A 16,645-nucleotide genomic window follows, 5' to 3' on the forward strand; every position below is an offset into this window, starting at 1 on the left:
TTTTTATTTGTATAATATGGAAAAAATAGGTTATATATACGGTTTAACGCAAAAATAAATGCGTTACTCCGTGTGTACTTTTCGTTTATGTATTTCAAGAAAATGGTTAACATTATATGTAGAGTTGAAACCCTAGTTGTTTTACTTAATGGATATAGATTAAGGATAAATTGAAGTATTTAATTATATGTGTTTTAGATACTTTAATGAATAGGGGAAGGAGGAAAATGAAGACATTGAATAAAGGAAAAAAAGTGGGGCGTATTTGTTTAGCAAGTGCAATTTTTTTGACACAAGTAAGTACAATAGATGCTTTAACAAGTACAGCGTATGCAATTGAAGATAGTCAAGAGCTAAAATTATTGTTACAAGCTGAAAAGAATAAAGCCCAAGTAGATGAAGAAATAGTATTAAAAATAATAGGATTAGAAAAAAATGGTGACAAAGTTGAGATAATAGTGCCGGAAGGTATGCAATTTGATAAAGAGGCGACTAAATTATTGAATGAACAAAATGGTTCATTTGAGGAAATTCATTTAACGGAAAATTCGGTAATTAAAGTTGAGAAAAAGTCACAAAGTAAAGTTTTCGATATAGTACGTTTAGCGGTAAAAGGAAAGCAACCTGGGACTTATAATTTTGAGACGAAACTGAGGCACGGGGATCGAGAATTAGATTCTACAATATCCTCGGTTGTACACGTTACTGAAAAAGCTGTCACATCAGTAGGAAATACGGAAGAGGGAAAGTCTGACATCGGTCGTTCAAGTGGTGACGAAGAAAAAAATGAAAAAATTGTGGAAATCAATGAGATCCATAAAGAAGACACTAAATCAAAAAAAGTAAGCATTGAAAAAAGTAAAGATGATGACTTGAAACAGAAAGAAACGAATGAAGTAGACTCTAAAAAACTAGTTGATTCAGAAAAAATACACGTTGAAGAAGTGGGAAATGAAGCAAAAGTGTCTAATGAAACAGCGCCTGTGGGGCATTTAGAAGAGCGTTTAGAGAAGCAGGAAGTAAAACATGCTGTAGTCAATGGTGCAGTGGATGTGTATGATGATAAAACATTTAGGGAAGCGTTGAATGATAAGAATGTTTCAAAGATTAACATCACAGATGATTTTACTGTAAATCATCCGTCATATGGTTTTGTTAATTATCCAGTAAGACCAGATTTAGTCATTGAAGGAAATGGACATACTGTTGATTTTAGAGGGATGTGTGGAATTTTCACAGCTACTGTGGCTAATAAAATGAATCTTACTATACAAAATATAAATATTCTTGGGAGTAACTGGTACGGCCCGTTTCGTATGGATGCACCTGCAAACTCTAACACTGCTTTTATTAGATATGAAAACTTGAGTTATATAGGACCGCAGCTAACGTGTTCTTATAATGCGGATGTTATATTTGCTGGTAAGCTTAATGTTCAATCAGTTGAAAAATATACGTCATTAGATGGACAGTCTATTCCAAGTACTGGTACAGATACTCAGCAAAATGTTGAGGCGACAAACGTCAAGTTTCTTGAAGGTACCCATTATATTGGTAGCACTAAAAAATCAGCAGTATTTGGGCTATTTAATGGTGGAACAGTAGATGTAGGGAAAGATGCCATTATTGATGTTTCAGCATCTGATACTGGCGGAGAAAATCCACAGGCAGTAATTGTCACGCAAGGGCAGTTTATAATCCATGACGGTGCGAAAGTTAACGTGAATACAACTTCAACTAGCAATCGAGGCGGAATACGTGTTGAAGGAACAAATTCTGGGATTACTGTAAAAAAGAATGCGGAATTGAACATTAATACAAAAGGTAATTTAGGTTACAATGCGCTTTATCTAGGACCAAGTGCAAATCTTAAAGTTGCAGATAGTGCGAAATTAACCGTGAAGTCCGAAAACACAGCTAATTCTACGCAAGCAAGTGTATATGCTGGAAATAATAGCTCTTTCATAATTGGTGAAAAATCAACGTTTGATGTACATTCTGATGGAACTGCATCAAAAAATCTTATTTATATTGGTACAAATGCAAAGTTCCAATTTGCAAATGCTGAAAGAGTAAATTTGGCATTAGATAATTCTAATGTATCAAGTCGGCTAATTTATATGAACGGTGTAGGTGGAGTATTAGATGTTGATGTACAGCGTGTAAAAGCTTGGAAAAATGGTGTATCAATCGATGATAATAACCCGAGTTACACTTGGAATCCGATGTATGGAATGCATATTAAATATAGTTATGGTGACGTTAGAGAAGTGTTAGGGAATTCATTAACTGAAAAGGTACAAAATGATTTCAGAGAAAACTTCCGAACGCAAAACTTTAAAAGAGTACTATTTGAATATATTCCAGATGTTGCAGTTACTATTGATAAATTAACAGATAATCAGAATGAAGATAATAGTCATATTATTACGGGTGTTACCAATCCAGGTGCATTAGTACGTTTATCGGGAGATGACGCGATTCCAAGCCCAACAATGGATTCTTCTGATGTAAATATTTCTGAAAAGTATCATGTAGTTGCTGATAGTGAAGGGAAATATTCATTTACTCTTCCTAAAGGGAAATATTTAACGGCTGGAAATACAGTAAAAGCTTTCTCGTATTTAAATGGTAAATTTGCTGAGGCAACAACAATTGTTAAGGATGAAACGGCTCCAGAAAAACCCATTCTTGAGGAGCCAATTAAAGATATATCTGAAAAGTTTCAAGGGAAAGCTGAACCAAATTCATTCGTACATATTTATAGTGAGGATGTGCTAATTGGATCGGTGAAAGCAGATGCTAACGGAGTATATACACTTGTAATACCGAAAGAGAACAGACCTTTAATTCCAGGAACTAAATATTATGCGACGGCTACAGATGCAGCAGGAAACGTAAGTGAGAAATCTAATCTTGTTAGCGTGAAAGATACAATGCCACCAACAGCTAGTCCGGTTATTCAAGTAATTAAAATTGGTGATGAGTTATCGGATAATGCGAAAGATTATGTAACGAATGTAAATGATAATGCGGGTACTTCTGATAGTAATCTTTCTTACAAAATTACGAAAAAACCAGATGTATCGAAAATAGGATATGTTGAAGCTGAAGTTACAATAACGGATGCGGCTGGAAACGCAACTAAAGTGATTGTTCCTGTATTCGTAAAAGATGATCGGGTTACGATTGGAAATGAAGCTGTCCTGCAGGCGAGAGATTTTGTATCTGTTGTAGATGATGTGCCGGCGAATATGGAACAGTTAAAGCAGTTTATATTGAAAGAAGCAGAAGTGAAGGCGTGGGAACTTCCAGGCGGAGTTGATGTTACGAATGAAGTTCAAATCTTAGATATGGGTGGTTTAACAAATCAAGTCGGTGATTACATTGTAATTTTAAAAGTTAAAGATGTTGAAAGAAAGATTAAAGTAAGTGTAATTGGCGGAAATCTTGAGCTAATTGATGTTCCACAAAGTATTTCGTTTGGTAATGTTAAAGTTCAATCAAGGGAGAAAATCTTTAACCGTAACGGTATGAAAGGAAAATTAATTGTTTCTGATAAACGTAAAGATAAGACTGAGTGGCAAGTTTATGTAAAGCAAACAAGCCCATTAATGAATACGGACAATGATATATTACCTGATTCGATTGTATATAGTACAAATGGCATTGATACTGTATTAAATGAACAGTCTTACTTAGTTACTACTCATACTTCAACGAATAACGAAGATGTTTCGTTTGATTGGAAGGATGACGAAGGGATTCGTTTACGAGTGACTTCAGGTCCAAATATAAAAGTAAATAAGAGCTATAAAGGTGAGCTTGAATGGACGTTAACGAATGCTCCAATTTAAAGTGAAATATCTAGAAGCTAGAATGTAGATATTAAATTTAGAAAGGAGATAGTTTAATGGTGAAGAAATACGTCCTATTACTAATGATACTAGTAGTACCGGTGTGTCTCTTTTATGAAGAAGTATCGGCAAGTAGCATGAATTCAAAAGCTGGAATTACTTTTTCAAATAGTTATAATCCGTCAGAAATTGAGGATCCATTGATTCCAGATGGATCTAAAATAGTCGTCAATATATCAGATGACCGGATTACTAATAAGGTGTTGCCAAAAACAGGTGGACAAACCTCACTTATTTTGCAGTATGCAGGGTTTGGTTTATTGATAGCAGCCTGTATAGCATTATTTCAAACTAGGAAAATAGAAACAAAAGTTTCTATTAAATAAATTAATTTAGTGGAGGTAAATGATGAAATTAACAAAATTAGCATTAGCAGGAGCGGTATCACTTTCAGCGTTTGCAGGGGGAACACAAGCATTTGCAGAAGAAGCAGCTTCGATGAAGTCTGTAACGGATGTAATTTTTACAGAAAATGAAGGTATTACGGGACCGGTTGATCCAACGAACCCAGATGAAGTAGTTGAGCCGATTGAAGATCCAGAAAATCCAGACGATACACATGAGCCAGGAACCAATGGACCGTTAAGTATTGATTATGTGTCTAATTTCCATTTCGGAAAACAATCGATTTCTGGTCATGATAAAGTTTACTATGCTGAGCTAGAAAATGTGAAAACAGAAAAAGGTCAAGAAAAGAAGGTGCCAAACTACGTACAAGTAACAGATAACCGTGGTACAAATGCAGGATGGAAACTGACGGTAAAACAAGATGAGCAATTTGCGACTGCAGACGGTAAAAAGTTAGATGGTGCTGAGATTAAATTAATGAATTCAGTTGTAAACTCTGCAACAGATAAAAAATACGCGCCAACAGCAAAAACTGTAACGTTAAACCCAGACGGATCAGCACAAGATGTAACGAGTGCACAACAAGGTCAAGGTATGGGAACATGGACAACTGCATATGGTCAAGATATTGAACAAGCTAAAAACAGTGTTAGTTTATCTGTACCAGGTGTAGCAGAAAAGGTAAAAGATGCAAAGTATAAAACGACATTAACTTGGACTTTAGAAGATACACCGAAATAATTTCTGAATATTGAAAATGAAAAGATTGTAAAAGGAGAACTAATATGAAATTTACAAAAGTAGCAGTAGTAGGAGCATTCGCATTAACAACATTAGCGGGAGGAACATCAGCTTTCGCAGAAAAAGATGGTGGAACGTTAAATTCAAAAGCATTTATTCAATTTGAAAAAAATAAAGATACGATAGATCCAATTAATCCAATTAATCCGGATGAAGTAGTGGAGCCAATCGTAGATCCAGAAAATCCAGATGATACACATGAGCCAGGAACAGCTGGACCGTTAAGTATCGACTATGTATCTAACTTTAACTTTGACACACAAAAAGCATCTGGTAATAATGAAGTGTACTATGCAAAATTAGATAATGTGAAAAATAAAAAAACAGGTGCTGAAAGTGAAGTTCCAAACTTTGTACAAGTAACAGATAACCGTGGTACAAATGCAGGTTGGAAATTAACAGTAAAGCAAAACGATCAATTTAAAACTGCAGATGCTAAAGAGTTAACGGGAGCTACTTTAACGCTGAAGAACGGTACGTTAAATTCTGCAGCTGGTAGTAAGGCACCAACAGCTGCACAAAATATTGCTTTAACTCCAGGTCAAGCTTTTGATGTTGCGACAGCACAAGAAGAAGAAGGTATGGGAACATGGACGAATTCATTCGGTGAATCAGTAAAAGATGGTGAGAAGAGCGTAGAGTTAAGTGTACCGGGTAAAACAAAAAAAGAACAAGCTAAGTACACAACGTCTCTAACTTGGGAATTAAAAGACGCACCAATGTAATAGAGGCATGTAAGAGAAATAACGAAAGAGATAAAGCTGTTTTTCAGTCTTTATCTCTTTCGTTTGTATATTAAACTATGGAATATGTGAGGAATATAGTATGAAATATGTAAAGAGAATTATGAGTTATTTATTGGCTCTAGCTATTTGTATAACTGTTTTTTATGGGAAAGTAGAAGCAGCTGAAATGAAATTTGCGGTAACGGCGGTCATTCCAGAAAATCAAGTGGATAAAAACCAGACATATTTTGACTTGAAGATGGAACCAGGACAAAAACAAACGCTGCAAGTACAAATGAAAAATGATACAGATAAAGAAGTAGAAGTAGAGACATATGCCAATACTGCAATTACAAATAATAATGGAATCACTGATTACAGTGTAGTGAATCCAGAGTTTGATTCTACATTAAAAACACCGTTTTCAAAAATTGCGAAAGTGCAAAAGGAGACAAAAGTTCCAGCGAAAAGTACAATAGTATTAAATGTGAATATTGAAATGCCTACAGAATCATATGATGGTGTTATTTTAGGTGGTTTATACTTTAAAGAAAAAGAAGATAAAGAGGATAAGAAAAAATCAGAAGGCGTGCAAATTAAAAATAAGTATGCGTATGCTATCGGTGTTGTATTAAGGGAAACGGATGCGGAAGTAAAACCAGATATGAAACTAAATGAAGTAAAACCAGGCCAAGTGAATGCGCGTAATGTAGTGACAGCGAATTTACAAAATATAAAACCAGCAATGTTAAAGAATTTAAGTGTAGATGCAAAGGTGTACACTGAAAAAGGTAAAGATGTATTACATGAAATGAAAAAAGAAAATTTAAGAATGGCACCAAATTCTAATTTTGATTATGCAATTAGTTGGGACAATAAAGCTTTAGAGCAAGGAACATACCGTCTAGAAATGAAGGCAACTGATGGTGATCAGAAATGGGAGTGGACGAAGAAATTTACGATTGAAGGAAAAGAAGCGAAGAAGCTAAATGATACAGCAGTGGAGGCTAAAAAGGATTATACTCTGTACTATATTATAGGTGGTATTTTATTACTTATCGCATTGTTAGTTTTAGTATTTTGGTTGGGGAGACGAACAAAGAAAAAGGATAGTTGACAAGAGCTATAAACAATATAGATTGATAATGTAATTTATGGTAAGAGAATGAAAGTATGATGAAAATACTGTCAAGAAATAGTGTTTTTTTATTTGTTTATAAAAAATTGCAGGGAAATAGTAATAAATTTTTTTCGGAAAACATTACTTGTAAACGCAAGGATATTTCGGCGAAATAGAAAGAGAGATAAACTATAATTGCTATATCAGTGAATAACTCATATAAGAGATGTTTAAATTATCTAGTTAACCTCTTTATTGCTATGCGAGGTATTAATTCCTAAAAATGATGTCTTTATTTCCCCATCATAATAATGTAAAACCAGCATACGATAGTTTGTAAAAGGATTAGCTTTATGAATAGTAAATCTGTTGAGTATTCATTATGGGAAACCTCCTTTTTTAAAAGGGAGGTTTTTTATATTTTAAATGAAAAATTCGTTACGGCTTACCGAAAAGAAGAGTGCGTCTATACGAGAGAGGTATTCGGTGATATAAATGAAGGGATGTAGTATAGTTATATTAAAGGCAAACAAAAACTCGCGAGGACTAACAGCTTAATATATTGCCTTTTATTAGGGTGTATAGTCGTATTCAAGTATATACTAATTAATAACAATCAATATAAATAGAATTATTTGAAAGACAGTCAATTATTTTAAGACACGGTAAAAAATTGCTGTAATCAGTTATTAGTATTGCATTGTTAAAAGAGTAATTTAGGGTTGAGTTACTCCAATTGATAAAAATCCTATACTTTGTCAATATAGTGATTTTATCGTCCATTATTTGTTGTTATTTTGCGTTTGTTGTTTTTACTTGGGCCTCCTTTAAGGAGGCCTTTTTTTATAGGAAACGGATGAAGTGCATCCTCAGATATTAAAAAAAACCTTTCAAAATAGCCATTTCTTATTGATTATTTTGAAAGGGATATGTAATACATCTGTTAATTTTTTTTATTGCTGTTAATTGAAGTTTTAATATTTTTTTCGTTCAAAAACGTTTCAATCTCTTTTTGTTTCCTCCCATACAATCACTTTCCTTTATAAAATGATGAATTATGGCTGAAAATCCTATCTTTTTTCTAAACAGCACACACAATCTATATCTACTTTTTGAAAGGAGATATACTAATCGTGAATAACATTCCAAATAATGGGTACTTCGTTATTTACAAATATATCACTTACTATTATTCTTTGCAAGGTACTATAAAATTGTTAATAATGTGAATAGGTGGAAGTATTTTTGTACATTTTTAGAAGAGATATAAAATGTTATTTTAAGATAAACAAAAGGTTGTAAGCGTATTCTTTAAATCTTGTCAAAATAATTTCAAATTCATATTGTTGGAAAAATAATGCATTTGTAATATAATGATAAATGATACTTCACCACATTAATTAACTAGGTGAAGTTAAAAATCTTTATTACACAAATTATGAAACAAAGGAATGATTAGTTTGAGTACAGGTGTAAAAGCAAACGACGTGAAGACAAAAACAAAAGGAGCAGATCTTGTTGTTGATTGTTTAATTAAACAAGGTGTTACACATGTTTTCGGTATTCCAGGAGCAAAGATTGACTCTGTATTTGATGTATTGCAAGAAAGAGGACCAGAGTTAATCGTTTGTCGTCATGAACAAAACGCAGCATTTATGGCAGCTGCGATTGGTAGATTAACAGGGAAACCGGGCGTATGTCTTGTAACTTCAGGGCCAGGGACATCAAATTTAGCGACAGGTCTTGTTACTGCGAATGCGGAGAGTGATCCCGTTGTTGCTTTAGCTGGTGCAGTTCCGCGTACGGATCGATTAAAACGTACACATCAATCTATGGATAATGCTGCACTATTCGAACCAATCACAAAATATAGCGTAGAAGTAGAGCATCCTGATAATGTGCCAGAAGCATTATCAAATGCATTCCGAAGTGCGACTTCTACAAATCCAGGAGCAACTTTAGTAAGTTTGCCGCAAGACGTTATGACTGCGGAAACGACTGTAGAGTCTATCGGTGCGCTTTCTAAGCCACAGCTTGGAATCGCTCCCACACATGATATTACATATGTAGTAGAAAAAATAAAAGCAGCGAAATTACCAGTTATTTTACTCGGTATGAGAGCGAGCACAAATGAAGTGACGAAAGCTGTTCGTAAATTAATTGCGGATACAGAACTTCCTGTCGTTGAAACATATCAAGCAGCTGGTGCGATTTCACGTGAGTTAGAAGATCATTTCTTCGGCCGCGTTGGATTATTCCGTAACCAACCAGGTGATATTTTACTAGAAGAAGCAGACCTTGTTATTTCTATCGGTTATGATCCAATCGAGTATGATCCAAAGTTCTGGAATAAACTTGGCGACAGAACGATTATTCATCTTGACGACCATCAAGCAGATATCGACCATGATTACCAGCCAGAGCGTGAATTAATTGGTGATATTGCTTTAACGGTAAATAGCATCGCGGAGAAATTACCGAAACTTGTATTAAGTACGAAATCAGAAGCGGTATTAGAACGATTACGCGCGAAATTATCAGAACAAGCAGAAGTTCCAAATCGTCCTTCAGAAGGTGTTACGCATCCACTTCAAGTAATTCGTACACTTCGTTCTTTAATTAGTGACGATACAACCGTTACATGTGACATCGGTTCCCATTCTATTTGGATGGCGAGATGTTTCCGTTCTTATGAACCACGTAGATTATTATTTAGTAACGGTATGCAAACGCTAGGTGTTGCACTTCCTTGGGCAATCGCAGCTACTTTAGTAGAACCAGGTAAAAAAGTAGTTTCCGTATCAGGTGACGGTGGTTTCTTATTCTCAGCGATGGAGTTAGAAACGGCGGTACGTTTAAATTCTCCAATCGTCCATCTTGTTTGGAGAGACGGCACATATGATATGGTTGCATTCCAACAAATGATGAAATACGGCAGAACATCAGCTACAGAGTTTGGCGATGTTGACCTTGTGAAATATGCGGAAAGTTTCGGGGCGTTAGGTCTTCGTGTTAACACGCCTGATGAATTAGAAGATGTGTTAAAATCCGCGCTAGCAGCAGATGGTCCTGTCATTATTGATATTCCAATTGACTATCGTGACAACATTAAATTAAGCGAAAAATTATTACCAAACCAATTAAACTAATGGAGGCAGATTTGAGATGACTGTTGCGCAATTAATTGATATTGATGCAAAAAAAACGAAAACGAGTAATGAAGTATATCAAACATCTACAATGCTTGCGCTATTAGATGGTATATATGATGGTGTAATTAGCTTTGAAGATTTGAAAAAACATGGTGATTTCGGCATCGGCACATTTGATCAATTAGATGGTGAAATGATTGCATTTGATAATGAATTTTATCATTTACGTTCAGACGGTTCAGCGGAAAAAGTAGAGCCAGAAGAAACAACGCCATTTGCGACTGTAACGTTTTTTGAAAAAGAAATGAGTTATACGGTAGAACGTCCGATGAATCGTGAAGAAGTTGAAGAGTTATTACATGAATTAATGCCAAGTAAAAACTTGTTTTACGGTATTCGAATGGACGGTACGTTCCGTGAAGTAAAGACGAGAACTGTTCCAAGACAAGAAAAACCGTATACACCGCTCGTTGAAGTGACGAAATCACAACCAATCTTTTCATTTGAAAATACAGAAGGTACGCTTGCTGGATTTTGGACACCAGATTACGCACAAGGTATTGGGGTAGCTGGATTCCACTTACATTACATTGATGATGAAAGAAGCGGGGGCGGACATGTTTTCGACTATGTTATAGAAAACTGTACGATCCAAATTTGTCAAAAAGCTCATATGCATTTAGCACTTCCAGAAACAGCTGATTTTATGGCGGCTGAATTATCAAGAGAAAATTTAGAGGATAATATTGCAACTGCGGAAGGTGCAGAGTAAGAGGGAAAGACTGTTCCATTTTGGAACAGTCTTCTTTTATTCGTAATGTTATTATTTGTCGAACCGTTGATATATTGTAAGTTACGATAGATATATTTGGAAAATCGTTGATATCGCTTATTTTTTTGAAACAAACGGATGTCCCTCATAATAAAAACGCCACGGATAGTGTACAGCTTCTTCTGCATAGTCGATATTAATACGAGGTCCTGCTGTTATTTTATATTGTGATGATATGTGTTCTTCTTTTGGAACTAATTCAATATGTAACGTATCATTTTGTAACGATACGCCGCGTTCTTTTAAAGTAATTCCGAGTGCACGGCATAGTTTGCCAGGACCATTTGTTAAATTTTTGTACTGCGCTTTTGTAATTTCGGTCTTATTGTAGCGCGCTAGTTTTATTTCTGCTATTCCATCTACTGGCTCAAGGGCTCGAATGAGAATACCTTGCGGGGTGCCCACTGGCGCTGTAATAACGTTAAAGCAATGATACATACCGTAAATTAAATATACGTAAGCATGCCCTGGTGCACCAAACATAACTTCTGTGCGATCTGTCCGTCTGCCTCCGTAACTATGTGCGGCCTTATCATCCGGGCCTTTATATGCTTCTACTTCTACAATGATTCCGCTTCGCTTTATTCCGTCTACAATATGAACAAGTTTTTGCCCGAGTAATTTTTTTGCGACTTCTAACGTATCGCCTTCATAAAAAGAAGGAGGTGCCTGCATTGTACTATCTCCTTTGCTAAGTGTATATGTATATAGTAAACCAAATTTTCAGTAGTAATTCTAACTCGTTCTATTTGCTACATTTATTTCATAAATTATGGATAGAGTACAACAGCGAAGAGGGGGAGTGCGACATGATTTATCGCTTACTAGCTCTTAATATAGATGGGACACTACTATACAACAATGGAAAAATTGCAAAAGGATTAAGAGAAACAATTGAATTTGTGAAAAGAAAAGATGTATACGTTACGTTATTTACGAGTCGTAATTTTCAATCCGCTCATAAAGTAGCAAAGGCGTTAAAATTAGATTCTATATTAGTGACACATGGTGGTGCTTTCGTTTCAGCAACGTTAGATAAGCCGTACGTTCAAAGAAGATTGTCTGAAGAGAAGACTTTTAACATTGTGCAAGTGTTAGAGCACTTTGATTGTAACGTACGTATTTCTCATGAACGGTTTTCGATAGGAAATCGTGAGAGAAATACACCAAACTTAATTGCGCGCACTGTATTATCAAGCGCAGATCCGTTATTTTATCCAGTTCAATTTGTAGATTCGTTAGGTGACGCGCTTCGTGACCATCCGGTAGCGGCGCCAAAAATTGATGTTCTTTTCCAAACTAAAGGTGAAAAAGAACGCGGGCTAAATACATTAAAAAAAGCGTTCCAAGATGTAGAGTATGTTGAATGTGATTCAAAACGAATAGAAATTTTACCGCAAAATGTATCAAAGTTACGCGGGTTACAATTGCTTGGAGAGCATTTAAATATTTCGCTAAATGAAATGGTTGCGATTGGAGATAGTATGGAAGATTTAGAGGTTATTGAAAACGTGGGACTTGGGGTAGCGATGGGGAACTCGCCTGTAGAATTAAAGCAAGCAGCAGATTGGATTACACGTTCAAATAGCGAAAACGGTGTAGAGTATATGATTAAAGAGCATTTCCGTAAGCAATTCCCGCTTCCGTTTTTGAAGAATCATAAAAATACACCGAAACGATGAAAGAAAAACGTAGCTTTTTGGCTACGTTTTTTTGTTGAGCTTATTTTTTAAAAGTGAAAGCGTTTTAAGATGTGAATTGTGTATAAAATCCATACAATTCACTTGAATCCTTTAGAAAACTAATGTAAAGTGAATGATGTTGTCAAAATAGTTACACCACATGAAATATTCTTCAGATTAATTTTATTGGGCTCCCATACGTAAAAGTATTTCCCCATGACAGTTTAGTTCACGTATTATTTCAAAAATGAATTGTAGTAATTTTATTAAGTAGTTGTAGCGTTCCTTTGTTTTATTTAAATGGATTATTTTAAGTTAATGTGAGTAAGGTTTGGTACATATGATATGTACTTCTTTTTGTGATTTTAGGAAGTTTAAAAGGGGGAATGAATTTCTTGAGGAAATCATTTAATCAAAAAATTAAAAAGTTAAGTAGTAGTTTAATAGTTGTATTACTAATATGTATGAATTTTTTAATCCATTTACCATTTAAAGCAGAGGCAGCTACAACAGAATTAAAAGGTTTAGGTGATGTATCTTATTACAACGCCATCATTTTTGGAGATCATAGTGCAACGAGTGCGGATATTGAAGGTGCGATGGCTGTTCAGAAAAATATGAACGCATCAAGTTATACAGTCGTAGCGGCTGCAACTGGAGCAAATAACTTAGCTGGAGCAACTTGGGTAGATGAAGGATATCCATCATTATTACTAGGCGGTCAATTTACGAAAGCGGGAGCAGGACAAGTAATTATTCAAGATGGAATAGTGGCGATGACAAAAGACGGTGACCCAGATGGCGCAATGAAAACGTCATATGACCGTATCTCTTATAAAGAGCAAGCGGAGATTGATGCTAAGTTTAAAGAATTTAGAAAAGACGTTGATGGTGTAATTGGGGATGCAAGTAAACTACACACTGATAAGCCAAAACCTAATATGAGCTTTGGAATCGGTGAAGATGTAAACAACCCTAATATTTATGTCTCTTCAGGCCAGACGGGAAAGAAAGCATTTGATGTAAAAGACGTTTTTCTTCCGAATGTAGAGAATAAAGACTTTATTGTTATTTATTCAGATGCAGAAGAAGTGAGTTTTGGTGGCGGTGCAATTTTGTATGATACAAGAAATACTGGGATGGCGACGGATTTAATTAATACATCTCAAGCATATGACCCTAATTCATCTTTTACTGAGTTAGCTAGTAAGGTAATTTGGGTATTTCCTAATGCTACAAAGATAACAACTAAAGGTTACGGTGTAGTAGGTAGTGTGTTTGCACCTAATGCAGTTGTAGAAACAAAAGGTGGTTCTATTAATGGACAAGCCTATGTTGGAGGATTACACCAAAGAGATGGTTTTGAGGTTCATAACTTTAAATTTAACTGGCCAAAGTGGAATAAACCAGCAGCTGAAAAAGGACATTTACAAATTAAAAAAGTTGATGAAAACGATGAAAACATTGTTTTAAAAGACGCAAAATTTGATGTTATAGACAAAGATAATAACGTTGTGGCTACTGTTACAACAAACGAAAAGGGTATTGCGGAAGTTAAAGATTTACCACTTGGTGACTATTTTGTAAAAGAAATAAATGCACCAGAAGGATATATAAAAGTTGATACACCAGTCAAAGTAACAATTGATAATACAAACGTAATTGAACTTGTTATGAAGAATACGAAAAAAGTAGAGAATGGCCAATTTAAATTATTGAAAAAAGATAGTGAATCTGGTCAACTTCTGCCAGGTGCAAAATTTGATGTTATCGATAAAGATGGGAAAGTTGTGGAAACAATTGTTACAGATGATAAAGGTGAAGCCTTATCGAAACGACTTCCAGTTGGAAGCTATACATTAAAAGAAGTAGAAGCACCGAAAGGATATGAATTATCATCTAGTTCAGTTTCTGTTGATGTAGAGGCTAATAAAGTATTGACTGTAGATGTGGTGAATAAAAAGATCCCCGAAAAAGTAACAGGTCAATTTGAAATTGTGAAAGTAGATGCGGAAGATAAAACGAAGGTATTATCAGATGCAGAATTCGAAGTGTATAAAGAGGGTAAAAAAGTAGATACGTTACGAACAGATAAAACTGGTAAAGTAGTTTCTCAGAAATTAGAACCAGGAAAGTACACATTAAAAGAAACGAAAGCACCACAAGGATATAAATTGCTAAAAGAAGAAATTGAAGTCGTTGTGGAAGCAAACAAAGTAGTAGAAGTACAAGTAGAAAACGCAAAAGAACTAGGAAGCTTACAAGTAATCAAAAAGGATTCGGAGAGTGGAAAAGTTCTAGCAGGTGCAGAATTTAAACTGAAAAATGAAGCTGGTCAAGTAGTTGGAGAAGCGAAAACAACGAATAAAGACGGTGTTGTGAAATTCGAAAGCTTAGTGCCAGGAAAGTACACGTTAGAGGAAACGAAAGCGCCGGAAGGTTATAAGGCGCTAGAAGTGACAGTAGAAGTGAACGTTGTAGCGAACGAAGTAGTAAAACAAGAAGTCATGAATGAAAAAGTAATGGGTCAATTCGAAATCGTGAAAGTAGATGCGAATGATAAAACGAAATTGTTATCAGGTGCAGAATTCGAAGTGTATAAAGATGGTAAAAAGGTAGCGGAACTGAAAACAGATGAGAGTGGAAAAGTGATGTCACCGAAATTACCGCTAGGTGAATACACAGTGAAAGAAACGAAAGCACCAGCGGGCTACAAACTTTCAAATAAAGAATGGAAAGTAACAATTCAAAATGAGAAAGAAGTAGTAAAAGTAGAGGCAGAAAACGAAAAAATCTTAGGTTCTCTACAAATTATTAAAATGGATGATAAAGATCAAACGAAACGCTTAGCAGGCGCAGAATTTACATTGAAAGATGCGAAAGGAAATGTTGTAAAAGAAGGAATTACAACAGATAAGTCTGGAACGGTTAAAGTAGACGGACTTGTGCCAGGTGAATATACGTTAGAAGAAACAAAAGCACCAGAAGGTTATGAGGTAACAAAACAAATAATTCATGTAACAGTTGACGGTGAAAAAGTTATTGATGTAAAAGTAACGAACGGTAAGAGCCTTGGTCAATTCGAAATTGTAAAAGTAGATGCGGAAGATAAAACGAAAGTATTATCAGACGCAGAATTTGAAGTGTATAAAGATGGTAAGAAAGTAGATACATTACGAACAGATAAAACAGGTAAAGTAATTTCTCAGAAATTAGAACCAGGAACATACACATTAAAAGAAACGAAAGCACCACAAGGATATAAGTTGTTAAAAGAAGAAATTGAAGTCGTTGTGGAAGCGGACAAAGTAGTAGAAGTACAAGTAGAAAATGCAAAAGAACTAGGAAGCTTACAAGTAATCAAAAAGGATGCAGAAAGTGGAAAAGTTCTAGCAGGTGCAGAATTCAAACTGAAAAATGAAGCTGGTCAAGTAGTTGGAGAAGCGAAAACAACGAATAAAGACGGTGTTGTGAAATTCGAAAACTTAGTGCCAGGAAAGTATACGTTAGAAGAAACGAAAGCGCCGGAAGGTTATAAAGCGCTAGAAGTAACAGTAAACGTAAATGTTGTAGCAAATGAAGTAGTAAAACAAGAAGTTATGAATGAAAAAATGAAAGAAGAAATTACAGGTCAATTAGAAATTACAAAGGTAGATGCTAATAATACAAATACAACATTAGCAGGCGCAGTGTTTGAAATTTGGAAAGACGGAACAAAAGTGGAAACATTAATAACAAATAAGAGCGGTAAAGCAATTTCTAAGAAGTTAGAACCAGGAGATTATATTTTAAAAGAAATCCAAGCGCCAGAAGGATACACTTTATCCAATAAGGAAATCAAATTTACGATTTCTAATGAAAAAATTGAAGTTGTAAAGCTTCAAATTACAAATAAAAAAGATACAGATAAAGATCCGGAAAAACCAGGTGAAGAAACAGGGAAACCAGGTGAAGAAACAGGGAAACCAGGTGAAGAAACAGGGAAACCAGGTGAAGAAACAGGGAAACCAGGTGAAGAAACAGGGAAACCAGGTGAAGAAACAGGGAAACCAGGTGAAGAAACAGGGA

10 protein-coding genes and 1 pseudogene are annotated in these 16,645 nt (G+C 35.1%); 9 read left to right on the top strand and 2 right to left on the bottom strand.

What is annotated here, in order from left to right; genetic code table 11:
* The first annotated feature begins 227 nt into the window (after positions 1-227).
* From GBN91_RS21050 to GBN91_RS21070, 5 genes are all read left to right on the top strand, one after another.
* Positions 228-3,857 (top strand): pectate lyase-like adhesive domain-containing protein, encoded by a 3,630-nt coding sequence (locus tag GBN91_RS21050; protein WP_152122201.1) that lies wholly within the window; start codon positions 228-230, stop codon positions 3,855-3,857.
* Between the two features lie 56 nt (positions 3,858-3,913).
* Positions 3,914-4,243, top strand: a complete 330-nt coding sequence (locus tag GBN91_RS21055) for an LPXTG cell wall anchor domain-containing protein (protein WP_152122204.1) — start codon at positions 3,914-3,916, stop codon at positions 4,241-4,243.
* Between the two features lie 22 nt (positions 4,244-4,265).
* Entirely contained in the window at positions 4,266-5,006 is a 741-nt protein-coding gene (locus tag GBN91_RS21060) for a WxL domain-containing protein (RefSeq protein ID WP_152122205.1), read from the top strand.
* 44 nt (positions 5,007-5,050) lie between these two features.
* Positions 5,051-5,791 (top strand): WxL domain-containing protein, encoded by a 741-nt coding sequence (locus GBN91_RS21065; RefSeq protein WP_152122207.1) that lies wholly within the window; start codon positions 5,051-5,053, stop codon positions 5,789-5,791.
* 121 nt (positions 5,792-5,912) lie between these two features.
* Positions 5,913-6,908: a WxLIP family cell surface protein gene (locus GBN91_RS21070; RefSeq protein ID WP_226800188.1), complete on the top strand. Its 996-nt coding sequence runs from the start codon at positions 5,913-5,915 to the stop codon at positions 6,906-6,908.
* A gap of 946 nt (positions 6,909-7,854) precedes the next feature.
* On the opposite strand, the pseudogene GBN91_RS29730 reads toward GBN91_RS21070, so the two are convergent.
* A pseudogene (locus GBN91_RS29730) lies at positions 7,855-7,935 on the bottom strand (NDxxF motif lipoprotein); the annotation flags it as partial.
* Positions 7,936-8,371: 436 nt separating this feature from the next.
* Between GBN91_RS29730 and alsS the strand changes: the two are divergent.
* Positions 8,372-10,060 (top strand): acetolactate synthase AlsS, encoded by a 1,689-nt coding sequence (gene alsS / locus GBN91_RS21075; RefSeq protein ID WP_152122211.1) that lies wholly within the window; start codon positions 8,372-8,374, stop codon positions 10,058-10,060.
* Between the two features lie 16 nt (positions 10,061-10,076).
* On the top strand, positions 10,077-10,835 hold the full coding sequence (gene alsD / locus GBN91_RS21080; protein ID WP_152122214.1) for an alpha-acetolactate decarboxylase: 759 nt from the start codon (positions 10,077-10,079) through the stop codon (positions 10,833-10,835).
* A 117-nt stretch (positions 10,836-10,952) separates the two neighbouring features.
* Here alsD and GBN91_RS21085 read toward each other — a convergent pair whose 3' ends face one another.
* On the bottom strand, positions 10,953-11,570 hold the full coding sequence (locus tag GBN91_RS21085) for a DNA-3-methyladenine glycosylase (RefSeq protein WP_152122216.1): 618 nt from the start codon (positions 11,568-11,570) through the stop codon (positions 10,953-10,955).
* 134 nt (positions 11,571-11,704) lie between these two features.
* On the opposite strand from GBN91_RS21085, the gene GBN91_RS21090 reads away from it, so the two are divergent.
* Both GBN91_RS21090 and GBN91_RS21095 read left to right on the top strand, forming a co-directional pair.
* A complete protein-coding gene (locus tag GBN91_RS21090; RefSeq protein WP_152122218.1) occupies positions 11,705-12,577 on the top strand; it encodes a Cof-type HAD-IIB family hydrolase in 873 nt (290 codons plus the stop codon).
* A gap of 395 nt (positions 12,578-12,972) precedes the next feature.
* Positions 12,973-16,645 (top strand): MSCRAMM family protein (locus GBN91_RS21095; RefSeq protein ID WP_152122315.1); only part of this gene is annotated, 3,673 nt, incomplete at its 3' end.

It is taken from the genome of Bacillus sp. B1-WWTP-T-0.5-Post-4 (assembly GCF_009183795.1).
In the GTDB taxonomy this organism is placed as follows: domain Bacteria; phylum Bacillota; class Bacilli; order Bacillales; family Bacillaceae_G; genus Bacillus_A; species Bacillus_A cereus.